General features: G+C 46.8%; 18 protein-coding genes and 2 pseudogenes. 14 read left to right on the plus strand and 6 right to left on the minus strand.

Going from position 1 to position 24,790, the window contains the following annotated elements:
* The first annotated feature begins 4 nt into the window (after window positions 1–4).
* The gene (clpB, locus tag DESPODRAFT_RS14600) at window positions 5–2,614 is read left to right on the plus strand and encodes an ATP-dependent chaperone ClpB (RefSeq protein WP_004074426.1); all 2,610 of its coding nucleotides are present in this window, start codon (window positions 5–7) and stop codon (window positions 2,612–2,614) included.
* A 103-nt stretch (window positions 2,615–2,717) separates the two neighbouring features.
* Here the strand turns inward: clpB and DESPODRAFT_RS14605 are convergent, their stop codons facing one another.
* The 4 genes from DESPODRAFT_RS14605 to DESPODRAFT_RS14620 all read right to left on the minus strand — a co-directional run bounded on the left by DESPODRAFT_RS14605 (window position 2,718) and on the right by DESPODRAFT_RS14620 (window position 5,500).
* On the minus strand, window positions 2,718–4,103 hold the full coding sequence (locus tag DESPODRAFT_RS14605; protein WP_004074427.1) for a sigma-54 interaction domain-containing protein: 1,386 nt from the start codon (window positions 4,101–4,103) through the stop codon (window positions 2,718–2,720).
* 222 nt (window positions 4,104–4,325) lie between these two features.
* Window positions 4,326–4,523: a ferredoxin gene (locus DESPODRAFT_RS14610; RefSeq protein ID WP_004074428.1), complete on the minus strand. Its 198-nt coding sequence runs from the start codon at window positions 4,521–4,523 to the stop codon at window positions 4,326–4,328.
* Window positions 4,523–4,753, minus strand: coding sequence for a hypothetical protein (locus tag DESPODRAFT_RS14615; RefSeq protein ID WP_004074429.1), 231 nt, complete (start codon window positions 4,751–4,753; stop codon window positions 4,523–4,525). Before DESPODRAFT_RS14615 ends, DESPODRAFT_RS14610 begins: the two co-directional genes overlap by 1 nt.
* A 48-nt stretch (window positions 4,754–4,801) precedes the next feature.
* The gene (locus DESPODRAFT_RS14620) at window positions 4,802–5,500 is read right to left on the minus strand and encodes a DVU0298 family protein (RefSeq protein ID WP_004074430.1); all 699 of its coding nucleotides are present in this window, start codon (window positions 5,498–5,500) and stop codon (window positions 4,802–4,804) included.
* Between the two features lie 341 nt (window positions 5,501–5,841).
* Here DESPODRAFT_RS14620 and DESPODRAFT_RS14625 point away from each other — a divergent pair, with 341 nt between their 5' ends.
* From DESPODRAFT_RS14625 to DESPODRAFT_RS14635, 3 genes are read left to right on the plus strand one after another with little or no spacing between them, the layout of a single operon-like run.
* Window positions 5,842–6,180 (plus strand): transglutaminase-like domain-containing protein, encoded by a 339-nt coding sequence (locus DESPODRAFT_RS14625; protein WP_004074431.1) that lies wholly within the window; start codon window positions 5,842–5,844, stop codon window positions 6,178–6,180.
* A 42-nt stretch (window positions 6,181–6,222) separates the two neighbouring features.
* Window positions 6,223–7,602, plus strand: a complete 1,380-nt coding sequence (locus tag DESPODRAFT_RS14630) for a PAS domain S-box protein (RefSeq protein WP_172635731.1) — start codon at window positions 6,223–6,225, stop codon at window positions 7,600–7,602.
* A complete protein-coding gene (locus DESPODRAFT_RS14635; RefSeq protein ID WP_245532075.1) occupies window positions 7,586–9,421 on the plus strand; it encodes a hybrid sensor histidine kinase/response regulator in 1,836 nt (611 codons plus the stop codon). The genes DESPODRAFT_RS14630 and DESPODRAFT_RS14635 overlap by 17 nt, the downstream gene beginning before the upstream one ends.
* Before the next feature lie 58 nt (window positions 9,422–9,479).
* Here the strand turns inward: DESPODRAFT_RS14635 and ptsP are convergent, their stop codons facing one another.
* A complete protein-coding gene (gene ptsP, locus DESPODRAFT_RS14640; RefSeq protein ID WP_004074434.1) occupies window positions 9,480–11,759 on the minus strand; it encodes a phosphoenolpyruvate--protein phosphotransferase in 2,280 nt (759 codons plus the stop codon).
* 261 nt (window positions 11,760–12,020) lie between these two features.
* Between ptsP and DESPODRAFT_RS21165 the strand changes: the two genes are divergently transcribed.
* The 9 genes and pseudogenes from DESPODRAFT_RS21165 to DESPODRAFT_RS14690 all read left to right on the plus strand — a co-directional run bounded on the left by DESPODRAFT_RS21165 (window position 12,021) and on the right by DESPODRAFT_RS14690 (window position 22,111).
* On the plus strand, window positions 12,021–12,692 hold the full coding sequence (locus DESPODRAFT_RS21165) for a type IV pili methyl-accepting chemotaxis transducer N-terminal domain-containing protein (protein WP_004074435.1): 672 nt from the start codon (window positions 12,021–12,023) through the stop codon (window positions 12,690–12,692).
* A complete protein-coding gene (locus DESPODRAFT_RS21170) occupies window positions 12,689–12,928 on the plus strand; it encodes a PAS domain-containing protein (protein WP_040016011.1) in 240 nt (79 codons plus the stop codon). The genes DESPODRAFT_RS21165 and DESPODRAFT_RS21170 overlap by 4 nt, the downstream gene beginning before the upstream one ends.
* A 21-nt stretch (window positions 12,929–12,949) precedes the next feature.
* Window positions 12,950–14,332: a putative bifunctional diguanylate cyclase/phosphodiesterase gene (locus DESPODRAFT_RS21175; protein WP_245531928.1), complete on the plus strand. Its 1,383-nt coding sequence runs from the start codon at window positions 12,950–12,952 to the stop codon at window positions 14,330–14,332.
* A gap of 616 nt (window positions 14,333–14,948) precedes the next feature.
* Window positions 14,949–15,692, plus strand: a complete 744-nt coding sequence (locus DESPODRAFT_RS18785) for a nucleotidyl transferase AbiEii/AbiGii toxin family protein (RefSeq protein ID WP_245531929.1) — start codon at window positions 14,949–14,951, stop codon at window positions 15,690–15,692.
* A gap of 596 nt (window positions 15,693–16,288) precedes the next feature.
* Window positions 16,289–17,347, plus strand: a pseudogene (locus DESPODRAFT_RS21985) (DDE-type integrase/transposase/recombinase); the annotation flags it as partial.
* Between the two features lie 375 nt (window positions 17,348–17,722).
* A pseudogene (locus tag DESPODRAFT_RS21990) lies at window positions 17,723–18,301 on the plus strand (DNA-primase RepB domain-containing protein); the annotation flags it as partial.
* A gap of 677 nt (window positions 18,302–18,978) precedes the next feature.
* Entirely contained in the window at window positions 18,979–19,419 is a 441-nt protein-coding gene (locus DESPODRAFT_RS14680) for a FecR family protein (RefSeq protein ID WP_004074439.1), read from the plus strand.
* Window positions 19,420–19,433: 14 nt separating this feature from the next.
* Window positions 19,434–20,024: an OmpA family protein gene (locus DESPODRAFT_RS14685; RefSeq protein WP_004074440.1), complete on the plus strand. Its 591-nt coding sequence runs from the start codon at window positions 19,434–19,436 to the stop codon at window positions 20,022–20,024.
* A 104-nt stretch (window positions 20,025–20,128) separates the two neighbouring features.
* Entirely contained in the window at window positions 20,129–22,111 is a 1,983-nt protein-coding gene (locus tag DESPODRAFT_RS14690) for a CHASE2 domain-containing protein (protein ID WP_245532076.1), read from the plus strand.
* An 87-nt stretch (window positions 22,112–22,198) separates the two neighbouring features.
* Here the strand turns inward: DESPODRAFT_RS14690 and DESPODRAFT_RS14695 are convergent, their stop codons facing one another.
* Window positions 22,199–22,594 (minus strand): apurinic/apyrimidinic endonuclease family protein, encoded by a 396-nt coding sequence (locus DESPODRAFT_RS14695; protein WP_083843585.1) that lies wholly within the window; start codon window positions 22,592–22,594, stop codon window positions 22,199–22,201.
* Between the two features lie 681 nt (window positions 22,595–23,275).
* Between DESPODRAFT_RS14695 and ltrA the strand changes: the two genes are divergently transcribed.
* Window positions 23,276–24,607, plus strand: coding sequence for a group II intron reverse transcriptase/maturase (gene ltrA, locus DESPODRAFT_RS21180; protein WP_004074442.1), 1,332 nt, complete (start codon window positions 23,276–23,278; stop codon window positions 24,605–24,607).
* Window positions 24,608–24,790: the final 183 nt, after the last annotated feature.

Here is a 24,790-nt window from a genome sequence, read left to right on the forward strand (position 1 = left end):
TATTATGAATTTTGAAAAATTGACGGTAAAATCCCAGGAGCTGTTTCAGCACGCCCACACCCTTGCGGTTGAAAAGGGACAGCAGGCCATTGAGCCCATCCATTTTTTAGGGGCCATGCTGGCCGATGACCAGGGTATTGCTGTCTCCATATTTAATAAAATAGGCGTCAATCCCCGTGCTGCCGTACAGCTTGTCTCTTCAGCCCTGGATAATATGGTCAAGGTATCCGGGGGAAAGCCCTATCTGTCGGAACCCGGGCGGAAAATGCTGGATCTGGCCTTTAAGGAATCTGCAAAGATGAAGGACCAGTATGTCAGCCTTGAGCATATTCTGATCAGTCTGACCCAGGGTAAGGACAAGGCCGGCGAAATTCTTTCGGGTTTAGGCGTTACAAGGGACGTGATTCTGTCCGTGCTCAAGGATATCCGGGGAAACCAGCGGGTGACCGACCAGAATCCAGAAGACAAATACCAGTCGTTGGAAAAATTCGGGAAAGACCTGACAGATTTGGCCCGCCAGGGAAAACTGGACCCGGTTATCGGCCGGGATGAGGAGGTCAGGCGTATTGTTCAGGTCTTGTCCCGGCGCCGGAAAAACAATCCTGTGCTTATTGGCGAACCGGGTGTCGGCAAAACCGCTATTGTGGAAGGGTTGGCCCAGCGGATTGTGGAAGGCGACGTGTCCGAAACATTGAAAGACCGGCGGGTCATTGCCCTTGATATGGGGGCGCTGCTGGCCGGGGCCAAATTCAGGGGCGAATTTGAAGATCGTCTCAAAGCGGTATTAAAAGAGGTTGAGGCTGCCGAGGGCGAAATCGTTCTTTTCATCGACGAATTGCATACGGTGGTGGGGGCAGGTGCTGCCGAAGGGGCTGTGGATGCCTCCAATATGCTTAAACCTGCCCTGGCCCGGGGCAGTCTGCGCTGTGTGGGTGCCACTACCCTGGACGAGTATAGAAAATATATTGAAAAAGATGCTGCCCTGGAGAGGCGTTTCCAGCCGGTTCTTGTCAGAGAACCCACCGTGGAAGATACCATCTCCATCCTCAGGGGATTAAAGGAAAAATATGAGGTGCATCACGGCATCCGGATCAAGGATTCAGCCTTGGTCGCAGCCGCCACCCTTTCCCATCGGTACATTGCTGACCGGTTTTTGCCGGACAAGGCAATTGACCTGATTGATGAGTGCGCATCCAGGCTTCGTATTGAAATTGACTCCATGCCCCGGGCCATTGACGAGATTCAGCGGCGGCTGACCCAGGCGGCCATTGAGCGCCAGGCCCTGATCAAGGAGAAGGACAAGGCCTCCAGGGAGCGTCTTGAACACCTTGAAAAGAACATTGCCGCCATGGAAGAGGAGATAAGGCCCCTGAAGCTGCACTGGGATAATGAGAAATCCATTATCCGGGAGATCTCGGCCATGCGGGAGGATATTGACCGCTTCCAGACCGAGGCCCAGCTTGCCGAGCGTGCCGGCGACTTTGCAAAGGTGGCCCAGATCAGATACGGCAACATTGCAGATCTCAACAGAAAAATTGAGGAGAAAAAACAGAGTCTTGACACCCTGCAGCAGACCTGCAAGATGCTTAAAGAAGACGTGGAAGAGGCTGACGTGGCCGAGGTGGTCTCCACCTGGACCGGCATCCCCGTATCCAAGATGCTCCAGGGTGAGCAGGAAAAACTGATCACCATGGAATCCCATATTTCCAAACGGGTCATCGGCCAGGAAAACGCCATTGATGCGGTCTCCAATGCCGTGCGAAGAGCCAGGTCCGGCTTGCAGCCTGAAGACCGGCCCATCGGTACCTTTATCTTCATGGGGCCCACGGGTGTGGGGAAAACCGAGCTTGCCAAGGCCCTGGCCGAGTTCATGTTTGATTCCAGGGATGCCATGGTGCGGCTGGATATGTCCGAGTACATGGAAAAGCACAGTGTGGCGCGTCTCATCGGTGCCCCTCCCGGATATGTGGGATATGACGAGGGCGGATACCTGACCGAGGCGGTGCGGCGCAGACCCTATAGTGTGATCCTGTTCGACGAGATTGAAAAGGCCCACCCGGACGTGTTCAACATCCTGCTCCAGGCCCTGGATGACGGCCGGATGACCGACGGCCATGGCCGAACCGTGGATTTCAGGAACACCATCATTATCATGACATCCAATATCGGATCCAGGATTCTGCTTGAGGCGGGGAAGAGTGGTTTTTCCGAGGAGGTGGAACAGGCCGTGCAGCAGGCCCTTAAAGCCGCATTCAGGCCTGAGTTTTTAAACCGGATTGATGAGATCATCACCTTCCATGCCCTGGAACGCGAACATCTCATGGATATTGCCGCCATCCAGATTGCCGCCCTCAACAGGCGCCTGGCTGCAAGGAATCTGGCGGTTTATCTGGACGATGACGCCATGACCTTCCTGGCGCAGAAGGGCTACGACCCCGGGTTTGGTGCCCGTCCGCTCAAACGTGTGATCCAGCAGGAAATTGAAAACCCGCTCTCCATGGCATTGCTTAAAGGGGAGTATCTGGAAGGCGAGACCGTACACTTCCGCTTTGACAGAGAAAAAAACCGGCTTGTTCCCGGTCATGGCCCCAAGAGTCTCAACGCTATGGGATAATCGGGCTTGTGGGAAAAAGAGAAACAATCCCCCGGGCCTGCATCTAAAATCTTTGCAGGTTCCGGGGGATTGTTTTCTATTATAGTATTACATGCCCCAAAAGTTAGAACGTGTCTGAAAAGGATTTAATCTCAGGATGCTCACCTAAAAAGCGGTACAGGGTTGCCCTGCCCACGCCCAGCACACGGGCAGCCTTGGATTTGTTGCCGCCGGTTTTGACCAGGGCGGCTTGGACATTTTCCTGATTGAGCTTGCCGCGGGTAAATTGCGCACCAGACTCTGAGGGCTCATTTGATAAGAGAGGCCGCATGGGTTGTCTGTTGGATGCAACAAATGGAAGATCCGTGGGCAAAATAACGTTGCCCCGGGCCCGGACCACGGAAAACTGGATCACATTTTTTAATTCCCTGACATTTCCGGGCCAGTGGTAGTCCATCATCTCCCGAATGGTGTCAGGGGCGAGTTTCGGTACGGACTTTTTAGTTTCTTTTTCCGCCTCCCGCAGGAAATGTTCGGCTAAAAGCGGGATATCATTCTTTCTTTCCCGCAGGGGCGGCAGGTGGATGGGAATGACGTTGAGCCGGTAATAAAGGTCTTCCCTGAACCGCCCGGCCCGGACCTCTTCTGCCAGATCTTTGTTGGTGGCTGAAATGATTCTCACATCCACGCTGATATTTTTTTCTCCACCTACTTTTTCAAATGATCCCTCCTGGAGGAACCGTAGAAGTTTTACCTGGGTTTTCAAGGGCAGTTCCGCCACTTCATCCAGGAACAGGCTCCCTTTATGGGCGAGTTCAAACCGGCCTTGACGTTCCTTGACCGCCCCTGAGAATGCGCCTTTAACATGGCCGAACAGCTCGCTTTCCACAATACCTTCGGGGATGGCCCCGCAGTTGACCGGAACGAAACTGCCGTTGCCGTAGGACGAGATATCATGAATAGCATAGGCCACCCGTTCTTTGCCGGTGCCGGTTTCGCCGGATACGTGAACCGGGTAGTTATACAACGCCACATCCCGGATCTGCCGGAAAATGTCCTGCATGCCTTTGTCCTTGCCGATGATGCCCGCAAAATTGGAAAGGTCTTCGGCTTTCAGGGACAGACGTATGGAATCGGTCATATCCCGGAAAGAGGCCACAACTCCCTGGATTTCCCCTTCATGGTCCGGGATGCAGTAAACGGTCATTTCCAGATGACGGGTCTCCCCTGTTTTTGTGACTATGGTAACCGGATACTCCTTGGTTCCGGCGGAAAGTTTCGGGGAATCATTGCAAAAAGAGCATTTGGAACCGCAGAACGGGGCCTGGAACACATCGTGACAGTCTTTCCCCAGGACCTCTTTTTTACTATATCCGGTAATTTTTTCCGCTTCTTTATTAAAAACAGTGATGATACGCTCCGTGGTATGTGCCATGACACCAAGTTTGAGATTGTCCACCACGAGGTTGAGATTATGCAGGTCCAGCAGAGAATGTGTAAACTTTTCCATTTTTGATTTCCAGGCAACGCGCTTTTAGTAATCGATACCAGGCTGTTCTTGAAACGGTCTTTTAAATGGCACATTTGTGTATCATGCGCAATGTTTTTTTGCATCTGTAAAAAGAAAAAATGGGCGCTACCGAATGAATATCCCAACGGCAAGGGACTCGGAAAAAATATATCATCTGTTTTTTCCAAGTCCCTGGGGCTGACGGGGAACTTTTTTAGGGAATTATTCCCAGGAAATACAGTCTTGGGGGCAGTTTTTCACAGCTTCAAGAATATCTTCGTCATCCTCATAGCTGTCAAGGGGTAGTACATCCACATAACCTGCATCAATCATTTTAAAAGCGTGGGGCGCCAGATCAATACAGACCTCGCACTGGTTGCAGCAGCCAAGATCAATTACCGGTTTTTTTTGTATTTTCATCAAATTATCCCTTTGTCAATGGATTCAAGCCACCAGCCTTTTAGAATATGGGCCTGTTTCTCTTTTTCTGCAAGATCAAGAATCTTGTACCCTGTATCCAGCAAAATTCCATAAAGTATACCGCAGTGGGGGTCTTCATGGTGTTCATATCCGGTCTGTGCCAGTTCTATCATTTCATGGGCCAGTTCAATGGTGCGTTCGATGTTTATGTCACATTTTTTTTTCAGCATGGCGAATTCTCTTTAATCGTTTCACACCAGGGTAAATAAAATTGGTAATTATTCATTGCCTGCCACAACCTGTTCCGGGGTGCAGGCATGGACGATATCCGATATCCGGGTAGCCGTAAAATCCCACCCTGTGTAAATATCAATGGTTGTTTTGTCTGCCTGGATAAAATCGGGCACAAGCATATATTCGAAAACACGGGCATTGGCCAGTGCCCTTAGGGCATATCCACGCTTTATCGGATCTGTAGAGGCGAGATGTGCCTGGAGCTGTTCCCTGGCGATATCGGTTATATTTTGGGGTGCTGTCCCAAGATATGTGCCAATTCCCCACAAAACCCCGCGCTGGAGCATTTCATGTTCTATATGGTTGCCTTTGTCATCCAGATAGGAAAAAAGGATGCATTTAAATTCCCGGGCCAGGGGCGGACTTTTGCTTAAAATTTCTCCCATGGCCTCGGGGGACCCCCAGCCGATGCCGCCGGATTCATCGTTCAAATTCCACATGATTCGTCTCATAACTATTCTGGCTTTTTCCATGGAATTATCGGCAATCCTTGCGGCAAGCTCCCCCATGGCGGTTACGCTGCGGAACTTAATCAGTTCCTCCTTGTTGTAAAAATAAGAGAACAAATGTCCGATGAGCTGGGCATCCGGAATCTGGGCCAGCCTTTTTAGGGCCTGGGTGCGATTGCCAAGGGCAAGAATTTGTCCTACCTGCTTTTTTGTTTTTCTGCCGTATGGTTTCATGGCTGTTCTCTTTCTAATATTTATTGATGTTGGCCGCCTTTGAAATTATCCTATGGGGTTCTTAACTTAAATTAAACAGCACAAATTATGCCAGGTCTCTTTATGCAGGGCTTTTGAACTTTATTCCATCGTTGAATCCCATCAAACGACTTACTGATGCGTCTTTCAAGGGGTTTGAAAAAAAGATGTCCGATGTCGTGATTTGTTTGTCTCAATATTTGGCACACAAATGTGTCTCGATACAGGTGAGGGTTGCTTTCAGGGCGGGTAACAGGTATAGGAAAAGATGTGGTGCGACTCCCGAATTGAGGCTTATACGATTAATTTTCAGGATAAAAGATATGAATATTGACCCGTTTTCCTTGTATTGTACACCGACGTTTTTTATTAATTCGGATCATGAAAAGATTATTGCATTTTCAGCCCGGCATGCAGGATCGTCGGATAACCCCGTAAAAAAGGCTGTAAGCATTTTCTACGCTGTCAGGGATCAGATCCGGTATGACCCCTATAAGATTCCGAATCACCAAGAGGGCTTTAAGGCAAGCCGGGTTCTGGCCGAAGGCAAGGGATTCTGCGTGTCAAAGGCTGTGCTTTTAGCCGCCTGTCTCAGGTATTTTGAATCGGGTGGGGTTTCAGGCGATTTCAATGCTGAGGTAAAAGAACTGCATCCTAAATAAATAGAGTAAATGATGAAATATAGCCTACAAGATCTCATTGACATGGAACATTTCCAACAAAAATTGATTGCCGTCATCTCCAAGAGTGGTTTGAAAAGACTGACGGAGATAGAACATAGAAAACAAATCGAAAAAAGCGAAAACCGATATCGATCAATTCTTAAAGCCTCTTTGGACGGTTATTGGCTTACGGACACCAAAGGCAAACTCCTTGAGGTTAATGATGCGTATTGCCGCATGAGCGGCTATAGTGAAAAAGAACTGCTCTCTATGTACATTTCGGACTTTGAAATTATAGAAACACCAGAGCTGGTAGCCCAACATATGAAAAAGGTCGCCTTGAAAGGATCAGATCGATTTGAATCTAAACATCGCCGCAAAGACGGAACCGTCTTCGATGTTGAAGTCAGTCTTCAATTCCGACCTGAGGAAGGCGGGCAATGTGTTTGTTTCCTTCGAGATATAACAGATCGTAAATCATTGCAAGATCGCCTTGAGTCACTTTGGTCTCTAGCCCAAATGACCGAAGCCGGCCCCAAGGTTTTGTTCAACTTGGTGTTGGAGAAAACCCAAGAGCTTACAGGCAGCCGGTATTCATTTTTTGGTTTTATTAACGATGCGGAAGATCAACTGGAAGTCAACGCTTGGTCAAAAGAAGCCATGAATCAGTGCCGCGTCCAAGACCAACCCATTCATTTTCCCATTGCCAAAGCAGGACTTTGGAGTCAGGCAGTCCTTGAACGAAAGCCGCTTTTCTGGAATGATTACAACCTTGATCATAGCCGCAAAAAAGGATTGCCTGATGGACATGTTCCCATCAAAAATTTCCTTTCTGTCCCAATTCTTAGAAATGAAAAAGTAATCGCTTTGGCTGCGGTGGCCAATAAGGATTCCGATTATACAAGTCAAGATGTATCTCAAGTTCAGGCCTTTGTATCAAATATCCTTCTTTTGATTGAAAAGCGTATAGCCGACGAGGCATTACAAAAGAGCGATGAACGGCTGAAACTGGCGCTTGATTCAGTCTCGGATGCTGTTTGGGATTGGCGAGTTCATACCGGTGAGGTCTATTTCAGTTCACGTTGGTATACCATGCTCGGATATGAGGCTTACCAATTGCCCCAGAATTTTGAAACATGGCGGAGCTTGCTCCACCCTGATGACTTGCCTGAATCAGAGGCAACCGTGTTTCGACATCTTAAATATGCAGAGCCATTTGAGATCGAATATCGTATGCGCACGAAAGAGAATCAATGGCGTTGGATTTTAGCCCGGGGAAAGGCTGTTGAAAGAAATGACCAGGGCAAGGCTGTCAGAATGCTCGGTACCCACATGGATATCACAGAGCGGAAACAGTCTGAAATGGCGCAATATCCTTGTCAACACCCCTCAAATTGGTATTTCAATAAATACCAGCGCTGAAATTACTTTCGTCAATGATCACTTTCTGGCCCTCACCGGATGGAAAGAAAATGAAGTTATGGGGCGGAATTGGTTTGACTTGTTCATTCCGGAAAATCTCCGGGAAGATGTCAGAAAGGTTTTCCACTCTGTAATGGGGCAAAAGGATACGCTTGGGTTCTTGAATTTTGAAAATGAAATCCTTGGAAAATCCGGCCAGGTTTTTAATGTCGCCTGGTCTAATGTATTGACCAAGGATGTTGAAGGAAATGTGGTTGATGTGACTTGTTTGGGGGTTGACCTTACTGAACGCAGGCGTTCTGAAGATAAATTAAGGAAAAGCGAAATCAAATACCGAACAATGATGGAGGCGATAAAAGACCCGGTTTATATCTGTTCGGAGGATTTTATAATACAATATATGAATCAAGCCATGATTGACAGGGTCGGCCGTGATGCCACAGGGGAGTTGTGTTACCAAGCACTTCATCGGTTCGATAGAAAATGTCGGTGGTGCAAATATGGTGAGACATTTCAGGCGGGTCATGCCGAAAAAAATATTTTCAGCCCTCTGGACAAGTCTTCTTTCAATGTTTCAACTACTGTCTTTGTCAATGAAAGCGGATCTTTGTCCAAGCTTTCTGTATTCAGGGATACAACGGAACTCATAGAATTGCAAAAGCGCCTTCAACAAGCACAAAAGATGGAAGCGATCGGTAACCTTGCCGGCGGCATTGCACACGATTTTAACAATATTTTATTTCCCATCATTGGAATGTCGGAGATGCTGATGGAGGATCTGTCGTCCGGAAGCCTGGAGTACAAATACGCACATGCCATATATAAGGCCGGCCATAGAGCCAAAGAATTGGTGGCACAGATTCTCGCCTTCAGCCGTCAATCAGATCAGAAAAAAATGCCGATAAGGTTCCAGGATATTTTAGAAGAGGTCCTCAAGCTTTGTCGGGCGACGATTCCGGCAAATATTAAGATAGAGCACAAAATTCAACGAAATTGCGGGTTCATTATGGGGAATGCCACACAGCTCCATCAGGTCGGTATGAATCTTATTACCAATGCATACCATGCGGTTCAGGAAAAAAACGGCAAAATAATTGTTGCTCTTGAGGAGATCAAAATTGACCGGACCAATTTAACGGATACCGGCATTCATTCAGGAAAGTATCTGCTGTTTACTGTTTCCGACGATGGTACCGGTATGACGGACAAAGTCAAAAACAAGATATTCGAACCTTACTTTACGACCAAAGAGCAAGGTAAGGGAACCGGTCTTGGACTCGCCGTGGTGTACGGGATCGTTAAAGAATATGGTGGCGAAATTGAAGTCCAAACGCAAATCGGGTCAGGTACTATATTCAGCGTCTATCTACCCTTAATGAGTCAATCAGAAAACCAAGGGGCTGCAGAAATAAAAACTGAAATTAAGATGGGGCATGAACATATTCTTCTGGTTGATGATGACGCCGCAGTCGCCAACCTTGAACAGCAGATACTTGAACGGCTTGGTTATCAAATTACGATGCGTACCGGCAGCCTGGATGCCGTTGAGGTTTTTCGTTCAAATCCGGATGCCTTTGACATTGTCATTACTGACATGACCATGCCGAATATGACTGGTGATCAACTCGCAGAAAAGATTTTATCCATAAAACCGGATATACCTATTGTCATTTGTACCGGGTTCAGCGAAAGGATAAACAAAGAGCAGGCTGAAGCTATTGGGGTAAAAGGCTTCTTAATGAAGCCCGTTGTAAAATCAGATTTTGCGTCGATGGTTCGAAAAGTTCTGGATGATGCTAAATCTGAAAATAAAGGTTAGGCTCATCGGCCTTAATCTCTGACGGGAAAAATTAGTGATAGCCAAAGAAAACAAACCCTCATTTTCCGGGTCCGGTTTTCAACACTTCAGCGGCATCCTTGACCCGGGTCTGTTCCAGCAGACGCTGGGCATAGACCTTTGCCCGGGAAAAACTTGTCTCCATGACCGTGGCCTGGACCCTGGGCAGGAATTTGGGATCCACGCTCAGGGTGGTGATGCCCACTCCGATCAGAAAGGGGATGTGGTCGGGATCATGGGCCATCTCTCCGCATACGGATACATCAGTGCCATGGCCGGCAGCCGCCGTTGCAATGGTTGCAATACCGCGGTTCACGGCAGGATGATAGGGGATATAGTACTCGGCCACCAGTTTGTTGCCCCGGTCTGCACCCAACATATACTGGATAAAGTCGTTGGTGCCGATGGCAAAAAAATCTGCCAGTTGAGCAAATTCATCTATGGTGGCAAGCACCGAGGGCAGTTCAATCATCATGCCCACCTCAGGGTCGTTTTTGTGGGGTACGCCTTCCTGTTCCATCTGACGTATGCATTCGGCCATTACCTGTTTTCCCGCTACGAATTCGTCAATGGAGGATATTAATGGAAACATCAGGCGAACCTTTTCCCTGCCATGGGCCGCCCTTAAAATGGCTTTGATCTGGGCCTGGAAAATCTGGCGGTATTTCAAAGAAAAGCGAATGGAACGCAACCCCAGGGCCGGGTTGGCCTCCTGGATAAAATCCGTGTGCTTTATGACTTTTTCTCCGCCGGCATCCAGGGTGCGAACCGTGGTGACGGTTCCGGGCTCGGTTTTGTCAAACAGGCCCTTATAAATAAAATATTGTTCGTCTTCAGAAGGAAAACCGCCCCGGATGAGAAACGGGAATTCCGTGCGGTAGAGGCCAATGCCTTCGGCTTTCAGTTTTCGGGCCAGGCGAATTTCACTGAGCAGGTTGATGTTGGCAAGCAACCGGATGCGTCTGTTGTCAAGGGTGTAGGTGGCCGGCTGCATCGCCCGGGTCTTTGTCCGATTTTCTGCCTCTTGTTTAGCCTTGAATATGGAAAGGGTGTTATCATCGGGATTGATGTAAATATTGCCCTGGCCGGCATCCAGCAGCAGCCGGGTGGTGTCGGGCAGATCCAGAAATACAGGGTCATCGGCAATGATCAGCGGGATGGACAGGGAACGGGCAAGAATAGTGACATGGGAGGTGACGCCGCCGCCCACCAGCACAATGCCCCGGATGCCGTCGGCGGTGAGTTTCATCATGTCCGAGGGGTAAATGTCCTGGGTAACAAAGATCGTTCCCCTGTCAGCGGCCTTGGGCGTATGCACGGCCTTGAGATGGGACAAAAGACGTATGCCCAAATCCTCAACATCCACGGCTTTTTCCTGCATATAGGCATTGGGATTATCCGAGAAAACCTTGATGTATTTCAGAGCGACCTGCTGGATGGCTGCCACAGGAGAAAGGCCCTGTTCTATCAGGGTTTTCATTTTTCCGGTGAAATTTTTGTCCTTGAGCATCATGAAATGGGCCGTGAAGATCAAAGATTCACTTTCCGGAAGACTTGCGGCAAATTTATCCTGCAGTGCCTTTAACTCATCAATGGTTTTTTCCACGGCGGTTTGAAAATCACCCGGGGAATAGGTGACATTGGATGGGTCCGCCTCAAACAGGATGGCTTTGCGTTTTCTTCTCGAAGGCCGGATCGTGCCAAAGGCTGAGCCATATCCGTCGGATTTGCCTTTAATGAATGCGGGGAATGTTTTTGCAATGGTCTCTGCATCTTCGTCTGGATCGGCCGGCTCAGAGGCCAGGGCCATAAGCAGTCTTGCATTTTCAATGGCACCGGCCAGCTGGGTGGCGGCCGTTCTCAATGCACGTTCATCAAGCAGGGTAAAATGGTCCATTTCCCGTTGTTGGACCACCAGAACACCGATCTTCACCACCCCGCGTCGGATGGGCACACAAAGAAAAGAATTAAATGGTTCTTCTCCGGCATTGTCAAAATATTTGAACCCCGGGCTTGTTCTTGCGTTTCCCACCCGCAGAACCCGGTCCTGGGAGAAACACTGACCCACCAGGCCTTCTCCGGGCAGCATCCTGATCCGGTCAACGGCTTCGGGTTTCAGACCCCGGGTGGCTTTCAGGACCAACTCTTTGGAACGTGAGTCAAAAAGGTAGATGGAGCAGACATGGGCTTGAAGGTGATTTGCCACAAGTTCGGTGGCACCTGTCAGAAATGCTTCAATGTCCGATCCGCTGGTGATGATGGAGGCAAGTTCCCCCATGTCGAACAGCAGGTTGAGATGGTCGGGTTCTTTTCTATTCATACTTTTCCTTGCTCCACAGGTGTCACGTCTGCCTCCAATAGAGATTTATTCACAAAGCCCAGGCTCTAATCTAATTTGAAACAGTTCAAGATTCAACGAAAAAAGAGATGCCGAAAACAGTTTGGGTGAACTCAAATCTTTTTTTGCGGTGGGATTCTGCCGCCCTGTTCTATCTGTCCCGATTTTTAATTCTACACTAACAAATGCATGGTAAAGAATGTTGGCTAATGGAAGTTGATAAAATAAAGAGGAGGGCTAGCTTTGAGTATTGTTGGAAATCTGCGGCTGCGTTATGTGTTTGGTTTAAGTGCCATTGCCATTCTTGTGACCACCTCGTTCTTTACCATGCAGCATCTCATTTCAAAACAGCGTGATTTCTCCCAGCTGATCAACCTTGCCGGGCACCAGGCCGGCCTTACCAACCGCATTGCGTATTTTGCAAGCCTGATGGCCGCCACCGATGATGAAACCGAATTCAACCAGGCCCGAAGTCAGGTGGGTCTGACCATCCATAAAATGCAGGCCGCCCACAAGGCCTTAAGAGAAGGGGATAGTGAAACCCGAATTCCCAAGGTGACCAATGAAGCCCTGGAAACCATTTACGAAGACCCTATGATGGGTCTGGACTCTGCCCTGCAACGGTTTTTGGAACGGGCCCAAAATGTGTATGAAACAGATCTGGAGAGTTTGTCCATCGGGTCCATTGACTATATATACCTGGTCAATTACGGCCCCCATGTGCTTGACCCCCTTTTGGATGCAGCGGTTGACGAATATGAGCGCATCGGCAGAGCCGCCATTGTCAAAATAGAACGGTTTGAAGGGATTGTATGGCTGGCAGCCCTGGCCGCTTTGCTCCTGGAGGCATTTTTATTTTCAGACCCTTGGAAAAACAGGTGCGCCAGGCCCTTAACTCCCTGCAGGCCTCCGTGACCCAGTTGACAGACACCCACCAGCGTCTGGTGGAAGCCCAAAGACTTGCCCTGGTCGGGGACTGGGAGATGGATGTGGTCTCCGGGGCGTTGAGCTGTTCGGATCAGGTCTATGAGATTATCGGAAGATCCATGGGCACTGTTGAAATGAACAGTGAAAATGTACTTACCTTTATCCATCCGGATGATAAAAACATTGTTAAAAATCATTTCAATGCCCTTGCCCAGATTAAATAGGGCCATGCCACCCCGGAGCAAATGATGGACGGCGGCACATTGTGGTACGGCTATATCTGGGATATCACCGAACGGCGGCTGGCAGAAAACCGGATTCGACGGTTGGCACTTTATGACCCGCTGACCGGGCTTGCCAACCGCCGCATGCTCATGGACAGACTGGCCCATGCCGTTGCTTTGTCCGGCAGGAACAAAGAGTATGGTGCTGTGCTCATGCTGGATCTGGATAATTTTAAAAGCGTGAATGATACCAAAGGTCATGATATCGTGGAAGTGGGCAGACGCCTTGCCGGCTGTGTCCGGGAAGCAGATACCGTGGCCCGCCTTGGCGGGGATGAATTTGTTGTGCTTCTGGAGTGTCTGGGCAATGATGAAACCATAGGCAATGACAAAGTTATGGCTGTGGCGGAAAAAATCAGGTCGGAACTGAACCGCCCCTATATCCTGGGAGATGGCCGGCATGTTCACCACACCAGTGTCTCTGTGGGGGTGGCCATTTTTCGCGGCAGGGACCGGGATGAAAGCGAGATACTCAAACACGCTGATGTGGCCATGTACGAGGCCAAGGACCTGGGCCGCAACCGCACCTGTTTTTATTCCAAGGCTCGCCAGGTCATTGTGGACACCAGAAGCGCCATGGCCCTGGATATGCAGACCGGCCTGGATAACGGCGAATTCTGCCTCTATCTTCATCCCCAGGTATTGAAAATCGGTATGCTGTGCGGTGCAGAAGCCCTGCTCAGATGGCTGCCCCGGGATAAACCACCTGTCAGCCCGGACTCTTTTATCCCTGTGGCTGACAGTACCGGTCTGATTCTGCCTTTGGGGGAATGGGTGCTTAAGCAGGCCTGCACCATTGTCATGGATTTGGAAAAATACCAGCTCCCCGAAGATTTTGCCCTGGCTGTGAATATCAGTGCCCTGCAGTTTGCCGATGAAAATTTTATCAAAACCGTTAAACGGGTGTTCCATGAAACCGGCGTCACGCCGTTACGATTGAAATTTGAACTCACCGAAACCAGCCTTGTCCAGGATATGAACCGTGCCGGAAACATTATGAAGGAACTTGGCAGCATGGGACTGCAGGTTGAGCTGGATGATTTCGGTACCGGGTATTCTTCGCTCAACTCCATTAAAAACTTACCCCTGACCGCGCTGAAGATAGACGCCTCCCTGATCCGCGGCATTGAAAAGGATGAGTCCAGCAGAGCCATTGTCCGCGCGGCCCTTGCCATGGCCCGGGCCATGTCGCTGCAAACCATCGCCGAAGGCGTGGAAACCCAAAGCCAGATGGATTACCTTGCCAAAGAAGGCTGTGATATGATCCAGGGCTATCTTTTTGCCAAGCCCATGCCCTATGAGGAATTTATCTCCTATCTTGGACGGAAATTGAAAATCGCATGAATCGGCTGGGCTGGCAGGGCATCCTTTCACAAATTTTTCATTAATAATCCCCCAGATGGGAGGTTTGCCTGGGGGATCTGATAGTCAGAACGATTCTGCCTGTCTGAATATGAGCCTTGACATTTTCCTTTTCTATATCATATATATTCAGCCAGTAAGTCCAAAAAAATAGACCTATTGGTTAAAAATGAAGGAATTAATACAGCTCCCAGCAGAATTCGATTATACATCTCTTGATGTATGTACTAAGAGATTATCAAAAGCCCAGGGATAAGATTCGAAACCTGGTCCAAAACCAGGATATCATCAGGGTAAAAAAGGGAATCTATGTCTTAGGTCCTGGGTACAACAAGCCTTACAATAAATATGTTTTGGCCAATATGATGTATGGTCCATCCTACGTTACAGCGCAAACCGCTCTGTCATACTGGGGTTTAATCCCGGAGAGAGTTGAATTGATTATCAGCATGACATTTAAAAGAAAAAAATTCTTCGCGACACCGGTTGGTGACTTCTCTTATCTGTATTGCCGGAAAAGAGTATATGGTATTGGCGTTAGACTTGAAGAGGCAGGGGATGGTAAAAGAATTTTTATGGTGGTAGCGCTTTACGGATTTTGTATGGCCTGGACAGGTTTTCTGAGGATCTGGATTTTTCATTAATTCAACCAGAGCAAAATTTTAATATAGAAAAGCACTTGAGTTCCATTGTAACGGAATTGGAATCATGGGGGTTTGAAATATCGGCCGTAAAAGTAGAAAAGAAGGTGGAAAGTCCTATCGATTCAGCTTTTATAAAGGCCAATACGCTCATTCATCTCTTGAAGGTAAACACTGGCTTAAAAACGCATAGGAACGCGATGATGAAAATCAAATTAGAAATTGATCAAGATCCGGCAGCCGGGTTTACAAGCGAGGCGAAATATCATCTCAATCCCATGGCATTCACCATTAAAACCATGTCGTTACCCAGCTTGTTTGGTGGGAAAATCCATGCATTGTTATGCAGGGCCAGGAAAGACAATATTAAAGGCCGGGACTGGTACGATCTTGTTTGGTTTGTAAAAGCAGGCGTTCCCTGCGATTTGTATTACCTTCAGAATAAAATGATTCAGACTGGCCATCTTGAAACAACCCAGATTTTATCGGAGGGAATGCTTCACAAGTTATTATGCGAAAAAGCAAATGGGATTGATTTTGATTTGGCAAAAAAAGATGTTGCCCCCTTTCTTAAAAATGCCAGCCAGAAAGAAGAATTGACCCTCTGGTCCAATGCTTTTTTTACAGACTATCTTATAAAAAAAATAGGCGTTCTTAAGGATGATGAGTCCGATTCGGTCCCAGGTGAAAAAGATGTTTAATGACATCCAGAATCCGTACGGAACTTTGCGTTAGGGACTCGGAAAAAAAACCGGATCTTTTCCGCTGGACATGATACCGAGCATGCTCTGATTAAATGGTTACCCCGGGATAATGAGTGCGGCCTCAAAAAATGATGGAAAAAATCGTTAAAATGGTCCAGAAAAGTGAGGGAAAAAGTAAGGGGCCCCCTCACGTTCCTTGGCCGGTGCGTTGATGGAGGGCCCCTGCCACATTAACCAATGGCGGGAACTATGATATCATTAGACGTGCTTACCCAACAATCGTTATTTTCTCTTCTTCATCAAATTGACTTAGATCTGGCGAGGCAAACCAAAGAGTGCCGCTGCCCTACTGTGAGGGACCGTTGCACGATGCCAACTACTGGCGTAAACCGCGTGGCGGCCCTCCAGATCTTGAAAAAGTCTTTGAGCTTCGTTACAGCCTTTGCTGCGGGCGTGAAGGATGCCGCCGGCCACGCAGAAGTTGGGCTGGTTCCAGGGGGACATTAATTTGTTACAAGGTGTCAGCTCACGGTTTTGCCCCCGTTTACCTCCATGGTGGAGGCCGGAGGAAGCAAACCGAAAGGAGAGACGCCATGAGCAACACGCAAGCGCCTATTTGGCGGCGCTGGGGACAATTTCGTTTCTCAGTGATTGGTGAACTGTTGTCCAGCCCGCCTGCCAAGGGGCAGCTGCAGCAGGAAATTCAACGGCTTTCACAAAAAATTTATCAACACCCCATTGACGAAAACCGCAAATTCACATTGGGTGCATCGACCATTGAACGGTGGTATTATAAAGCCAAAGTGGTTGATGATCCGGTAGTTGTCCTGGGGCGAAAACTTCGATCCGACGCTGGGATACGCTGGGCCATGCCCGAAGCACTGCTGGATGCGTCCGGGAACTGGCTTCAGCCTATGGTACTGGCGATCCTTGATGACCATTCCCGTATTTGCTGCCACCTGCAGTTTTATCTGGCCGAAACTGCCCAGTGCCTGGTTCATGGACTGATCCAGGCGTTTATGAAACGGGGGCTGCCCAGGTCATTGATGACCGATAACGGGTCGGCAATGCTGGCAGAGGAAACCACACAAGGGCTTGCCCGTCTGGGCATTGATCACAAAACCACGTTGCCTTACTCCCCATATCAAAATGGCAAGCAGGAAGTCTTCTGGGGCCAGCTTGAAGGGCGGCTTTTGGAGCTGGTACGCAAACACAAGGACTTAAAACTGTCCTTTTTAAATCAGGCAGCCCAAGCCTGGGTCGAGCAGGATTACCATCGCAGATTCAACCGGGAGATTAACTCAACCCCTTTGGATCGCCTTCTTAACGGTAAAAGCGTTGCCAGGAATATCCCGGAAAGTGAGGTCCTGCGCCTTGCCTTTACACGCAGGGTGACCCGTAAGCCAAGGCGTAGTGACGCCACCGTCGCTGTTGGCGGTATTCGCTATGAACTGCCGTCCCGGTTCAGCCACATGGAATCGGTTGTCTTACGTTTTGCCGGCTGGGATAGAAGTCAGTTGACTTTGGTGGACCCCAAGACCGATGCCCCCCTTGCACAACTGCTGCCCCAGGACAAAACCGCCAATGCTTCAGGAAAACGCCGGGTGATCTCCCCTGAAATTTCCCAGACAGATCCTGTTGACACATTTGACGCCGGATCAGTTACAGGATTATCTTCATTTTGCATTGGATCAGGCAGGAAACAGCCAGTTGATGACCGACGCATTGATACGGACCCTGGCCGGCCATGCCGCCAACAATCTGCGGATTCTCAACCAGATGGCTGCAGAGCTTCTAAATGCTGCCGCAGTGAAAGAATTGCCAAAAATCGACGAAGCTTTATTTTTTCAATTATTCTCACCCAGCCGATCCAGACCAAAACAAAATTAAAATTCTTATCAGACAACCACCCCAAAAATAAAATTTGGAAAATCTGTAATTATTTTAACCATCACTTCAGCTTGGCTGTTCTTGACGAATCAACAGGCAAGTGGCCAGTCGCCCCTTCCCCTAAAAATATCCCCTATCTTAAAGCCGAAAATGCCGGCGGCAGACACATCCTGCTTAAACCGAATTCTGCTATCCAACCGTATTATTTTCTTGCAGACGATTTAAACAGCGACCTGCTTACCCGACATCATCAATTCAAACCGGGAGTTTTTAAACCCGGCAGAATGGTCATAGAAACTTCGCCCGGCAACTATCAGGTATGGATTCATAGTTCTCGCCCCCTTGACCTTGCTGAAAAACGATATTGGCTGGAAAAACTGCACAGCGACCCCGGCGCAGACCCTAAAAACAGATGGGGTAGATGCCCCGGGTTCAGGAATAGAAAAGCAAAACACAAAACGCTTTCAGGGCAGTATCCATTGGCAAAACTTGTCTGGGTTGATTGGAAAAACCAGGCGAATATCCCTGAAATACAACTACCCTCCTGTTCTCAAAAGGCTTTTTCCCATCAACCCCAGGGGGGAGTGTGTCATAAAAACAATATTAACCGGTCCCTTTATAATAAAGGTAACGAATCCGCCACTGATTTAGCATATGCTTTGGCTCTCTATCGAAGAGGGTTTACCCGAACGGAAATTTACAATCGTATTATTTAGCAAAGACAGGATTGGAGCAATCATGCTGGTGAGCGAAGAAAAGCACAGTATCTGACGAGGACTTTACTGAAAGCAGAAAAAATTATCGGTTAAAATTGAATACATCTCAATTTTTGCTCACGCCTTCCTGCTCATATCCTAAAAAACACGACCGATACGCACAATTCGTCCATCATATTTGTTGATCATCAATCCATCAATTTGCGAGTCCGCGCTCACTTTTTTGTAGACGATTTAAACAGTGACATGCTCATGATCAACAGACCCTATAAACAAAGTGTTTGAATCTTTCATGCATGCGAATATCTAAAACTCGGTATATATTTTGCTTGTTTGACCTATCCAATGATAATTTTTATTAAAGAAGAAGAAGAAATGAAAGCAAAATAATCACAGCAAAGGCGATCGCCCTTATAATGATTGAAGTGTTTGTGTTGAATAGTGCGGAATTTTGTCAACAAAAAAACAAAAAATGTACAAAAACCTCGGTGATTGAACTGACAGAAGAATAACTCCAGTGGCAGAACAAACATATGCGCAAGCTCAAAAAAGTAAAATTGAACAAAATCGGGATGGAGCAAATCAACAAATGGTGGATAAAAAAGGGAAAGCGCAAAACAAATAAAGTCGAAATGGATGATGTTAATCACGTTTAACATAAATTTATGGGGGAATTAATGAAGCATATTATAAAGATTGTTATATTTTTTATGGTTGGGTGTTGGGCAACTGCATTTGCTCAAGATGGAAAGGTTGGATTTATCAAAAAGCTTTCCGGCGATGTTTCAATCAAACGGGGAGAAACAATCGTTGCTACTGCTCAAGGGGATCCGATTCTTAAATCAGATGTGTTAATTACAAAAACTGACAGTTCTGTTGGAATCATATTTACGGACGGGACAACGATTGCCATAGGCCAGAATACGGAATGTAACATTGAGAACTATATGTTTGAACCTAAAGCAAATGCATATGCCTTTAACCTGTATCTTAAAAAGGGAAAAGCGATCTATAATTCAGGCAGAATTGGAAAACTTGCGCCGGACAAAGTCTCGTTAAAGACGCCAAATGCAATTGTCGGCACCAGGGGAACGCATTTTATTATTCAAGTAAATTAAGAAAGGAAACTGAAATGATTCGCTATATTCTTTTTTTTGCGGGAGCTCTTTTTCTTATTTCCTGCAGTGCGAAGACCTCTGTAATCCTTTTGCCGGAGCAGGATAATAATGCAAGTGCTGTAATCGTATCAAACGATAGGTCCTCTATAGCGCTGGAAAAACCCTATAGCTGCGCAACGGTCGGCAATTCGAAATCAAGGATTGATACAAAAATAATTGAAAAGAACAAAGTTGAGGATGACTACAAAGCGCTTTTTCAGGCAGAACCGTTAAAACCTGTCTCTATTCTTCTTTATTTTGAATTTGGCTCGGATCGTTTGTTACCTGAGTCTGCAGCCTTAATTGTCGATGTACTCAAACTATCTAAAGAGCGGGAACCCTCTGAGGTAAGTATTATTGGCCACTCTGATTCCATGGGAAAAGCGGATTATAATTATAAGCTGGCCCTGGATCGAGCCAAACTAGTGGAAAAAATTATAAAAGATGCAAATATTGATTTGAAAAATATGTCGGTTACCTCCCATGGTGAAAATGATCCCTTAGTGATTACGGGTGACAATGTATCAGAAGAAAAAAATCGAAGAGTTGAGATAATGGTCAAGTAAGGCCCGCAGATTTCGTTTCGATTCCCTAATTTTTAAACAGGCTCTTAGGCCATGCGCCTAAACGCATAAACGCGGAGTTCTTTTTGGAAGCAAAATTTGAAAATTTGTTTCGAAACAGTACGTCAAAATGGTGGCAATTTACGGTCGTTTTATTCATAACACTGTTTTGGTGTATAGGGTCATACACCCAAAGTGCTTTATTCAAAAAAGCAGATAATTTTTTTTATGACTTTTTGCTTCAAATTACTGCAACAGGAAACGTATCAAGCCAGGTTACCATTATCGATATTGATGAAACCAGCTTATCATCAGTCGGGCAGTGGCCATGGCCAAGATATTTGCTGGCTAATCTTGTAAAAGAGTTGTCCGTCAATCAACCTGCCGCCATGGGGCTTGATATACTGTTTCCTGAACCGGACCGGAGCTCATTGAAAAACATTCAACGTCAATTCCGGAAAGATTTCGTTCTTAATCTTGGATTTACAGGGATTCCGCCTGAAATGCAGGATAACGATTTATTCCTGGCGCATATTTTCAGGCAGAGCGACATCGTGGGTGCCAGGTATTTTTATTTTGATCATTTCAACAAAAAACCGCCCCCTTTACGCGTCGCTTTCGATGTTATTGATAAATCAGGACGTTTAAACGCCAATCAGGCTGAAGGTGTTTTGACCAATACCCCTCAAATTGAAAAGGCGCTCAAGTATACGGGATTCCTAAATAATAAATCTGATATAGATGGTCTGTTAAGATCTACGCCCATTTTGATCTCATTTAAAGACCAGATCTTTACGAATTTATCTCTTTCGACTTTTTTAAAGGCCCATCAAATTAAGGAAGTGGAAATATTAAAAAATTTTTTCGGTCTTTATATAAAAGCAGATAAATACAAAATTCCAATAACACGGGATGGATATATCCACATAAGATTTACCGGTCCGGGTAGAGCCCATAAAGTTATCGGTGCTGCTGATATTTTAAATCAAAACTATTCCCCGGCCGACATCCAGGGCAAAATTCTTTTTATTGGCTCTTCTGCAATCGGTTTAAATGATATCCATCATACTGTTTTTGACCCAGGCTACCCGGGGTTGGAAATACATGCAGCTATATTAAGCAGTATTTATGAAAATTGTCAGGTCATTAAGCCCATCTGGTTCAACGCTTTTATTTCCGGGGTTTGTATTTTTACCGGCATTCTCATGATGCTTTTGCTTTTTTTTTCATCCTCCCCCATAGTTCTTTTAACAGGAACCGTTGTCTGGGGGAGTCTTTTGCTGATATCCAGTTTGCTTTGTTTTATTAAATTATCCGTGTTTGTTTCTCCTGTATCGCCTTTTATTTTAACGGTTTTTACATTTGTTTTTGCCTCTTTTGTGCGTTTTACAGCTGCCAGGAAAGCATCTTTTGGCTGGTTTAAAATGTTGGCCCAAGCCCAGCAAATTACAATAGAAGCTATTGTCAGCCTTGTTGAAACACGCGACCCGGAAACCGGACAGCATATCGTGCGAACCCAAAATTATGCAAGGGCATTGGCTGTTCATTTAAAAGAGTCCGGATTCTTCCTCGATATTTTGACGGATGATTATATCGAGACGCTTTATCGCGCTTCACCGCTCCATGATATCGGTAAAGTGGGTATCCCGGACAAAATATTGTTAAAGCCCGGTACGCTGACCAATGAAGAATTTGAAATTATGAAAACCCATTCTTCTCTTGGAAGAGATACACTCCAAAGAACCGCAAGGGGTGACCATGATAATTATTTTTTAATGATGGGGGCTCAGATTGCCGGCACACACCATGAGAGATGGGACGGCAAGGGGTACCCGGACGGTCTTTGTGGCGAAATGATTCCACTTTGTGGTAGAATCATGGCCATTTGTGATGTTTATGATGCGCTGATTAGTGAAAGATGTTATAAACCGGCGTTTTCCCATGAAAAAGCGATGAACATCATTCTTGAGGGGAGAAAATCCTTATTTGATCCCAAACTTGTAGATGGATTTTTCGCCATAGAAAATACGATAATATCAATCGCAGCCAAGCATAAAGATTTAGTTTTTGAGGTCAACGCTGGTGTTTAGTAGTGTTTAGGGTTTAGGGTGAAAATCTCCCGCGTTATGTCGATAGCCTTTAAAACTATAATTCAATTGTGAGCCAATCGGACCCGATCAAAGAGATCCTAAATCTTTAATCAATTTTTCTATGGCCAGTTCTTTTCCTTTTGCTTCCACCTCTACAGTGATATCCAGAGATAACCACTCTTTGGGAAAATCATTGATATCTATATAGTCGTGGTGTTTTCTGGGGTTAGTAGAGTTCCAACCGTCTTTGGGAGATGATAAATGGAACAATGGCTCACGGTCCCAGGTTTTCATGCTTTTTTGTGTCACCTCATCTATAGATAAAGTGTCCGGAAGGCATCGATGATGATGAACATCATATACCATCGGAATATTCAGTTTTGAGCAGACTGGCAATAGATCAATAGGAGAATAACTTCTGTCATCATTTTCAAGAGTTAGTCTTCTTCTAACTGAATCTTTGAGTGTATCAACTGTTTTCATAAGCTGTAAAAGCGCTGATCAGGCAGTCGTCGACATGTATTGTTTATCCAGCTTCCCTGGAATCATTTGCTGTCAGACTCAAAGAATGAAAAAGGTATTTCTAAATTATTTATACCCATACTAATCGTAATCGGGTTCGTAATCGGGTGACACCTTACTTAATTACCCATAATTAAGTAAGGTGTCAGTATGCCGTAACAACTGTAGTTCTAACAGGTTAAAGTCCTGAAGGAGGAATTGTCCGTACGCCTTCTTAGCACCGGGAAGCAGCGTCTGGGTAACCAGAGGTTGTAAGTTTCTTATGGGCAAAGATGCAGGCCGTAACGAAAGTGAACCTATATGTAGCCTCGTCAACTAATTGAAGATGCCGACCTTTTGGACATCAAGGGAAGGCCGTAGTGCCTGGGAGTAGAAAACGGAAATCCTTTCAGGTGATCTTCCGGGGTAGCAGGGATGGCATGTATCGGAAGAATTGCAGTGCAGTGCGGGAGACCCAATGCGGTTACGGTGAAGGGCCGTTAACTGATGGATATAAGGAGATCCGAAATTCCATGGGGCTGTATTGGGAGTCGGAGGGGTTCATAGTACCGATTGAGGCTGAGGGACAACATAACCCCGGCCAAGGAAAGGGACCCTACTTTGTTCACGTAACTAACGAGCGGAGGATCAGGAGATTGCAATATGCTACTAACTCCGGATAGGATCAGGACGCTTCAGAGGAAGCTCTATTGTAAGGCCAAGCAGGAACCGGATTTTCGTTTCTATTCTTTATATGACAAGGTCTACCGGGCTGACATCCTTGGTCATGCCTATCGCCTTGCCCGGGCAAACAAAGGTGCACCTGGAATAGATGGTGTCAGCTTTAAGTCCATAGAGAAGGATGGAGGAGAAATCAAATTTGTGCAAAAGTTGGAACAGGAACTAAAGGAGAAGCAATATCGCTGTCAACCAGTCCGGCGGGTGTGGATTCCGAAACCTGACGGTAGCCAACGGCCACTGGGTATTCCGACAATTCGTGATCGGGTTGTTCAGATGGCTGTAAAGCTTGTGATTGAACCGATATTTGAAGCTGATTTCTGCGATAGTTCTTATGGCTTTCGACCGAAACGGTCTGCCCATGATGCAGTAGACGCAATAAGCGAAGCATTGCTGACAGGGCATCGTCAAGTTGTAGATGCTGATTTATCCAAATACTTTGACACCATTCCGCACTCAAAACTGCTTACAGTAGTTGCGACGAGAATTGCAGACAAGGAGATACTATCCTTAATCAAGCAATGGCTCAAAGCGCCGGTTGTCGAACAGGATGGAAACAAGCATCGAATAATTGGTGGAGGCAAGAAGAATCGGTTAGGCACCCCACAGGGAGGAGTTATTTCACCACTCCTGGCAAATCTGTATCTTCATCTTCTTGACAGAATATGGGAACGCCATGACCTGCCCCGTTTTTACGGGGGGCGACTGGTGAGATATGCCGATGACTTTGTGATACTCTGTAAAGGTAAAATAGACGCACCGATACAAATGGTGAAGATGGTTCTGGATAGATGCGAACTCAGGCTCAATGATCAGAAAACCAAGATAATCAATGCCTATCAAGATAGCTTTGATTTCCTTGGGTTCCGATTTCAAATGAGACGCAGCCCCCGAAGCGGGAAGTGGTACCCACACACTGAGCCATCCAAACGCTCGGAAGAGCGCATCAAGGCAACGGTGAAAAGGTTAACTCACCGCCGAAGAACACCGGTATCGGTGCCGGACTTGATTGATGAGATCAACTATGCGACCCAAGGCTGGTCAGCTTACTTTCACTACCAGCACAGCACGAAAGTGATGGCTCGGGTCAAATGGTTTACCGAAGAAAGGGTCCGTAAGCATTTATGCGTACGGCATAAAGTTCGTACCAGGACAAATGGGTATAAACGGTTTTCTACAGATTTTCTGTACAACAAGTTGTATTTGTATAGAATCCCAACTTACGCAAAGTGGAAAAGGGCGCAAGCCTTACAATGAAGAACATCGGAAAGCCGTGTACGGGAGAACCGTATGCACGGTTTGATGAGGGAGCACTGAGGATGCAAGGCCTTTGGAACACGTAGTAGCCGCGTGCGGCAAGGCGTCTCGAATATAAAAAGGGCTGAAGAAACCGGCCGAATCAGTGCTCTACTCTACCCCGATTCCTTTACGGTATTGCGA

The organism is Desulfobacter postgatei 2ac9 (assembly GCF_000233695.2).
GTDB lineage: Bacteria > Desulfobacterota > Desulfobacteria > Desulfobacterales > Desulfobacteraceae > Desulfobacter > Desulfobacter postgatei.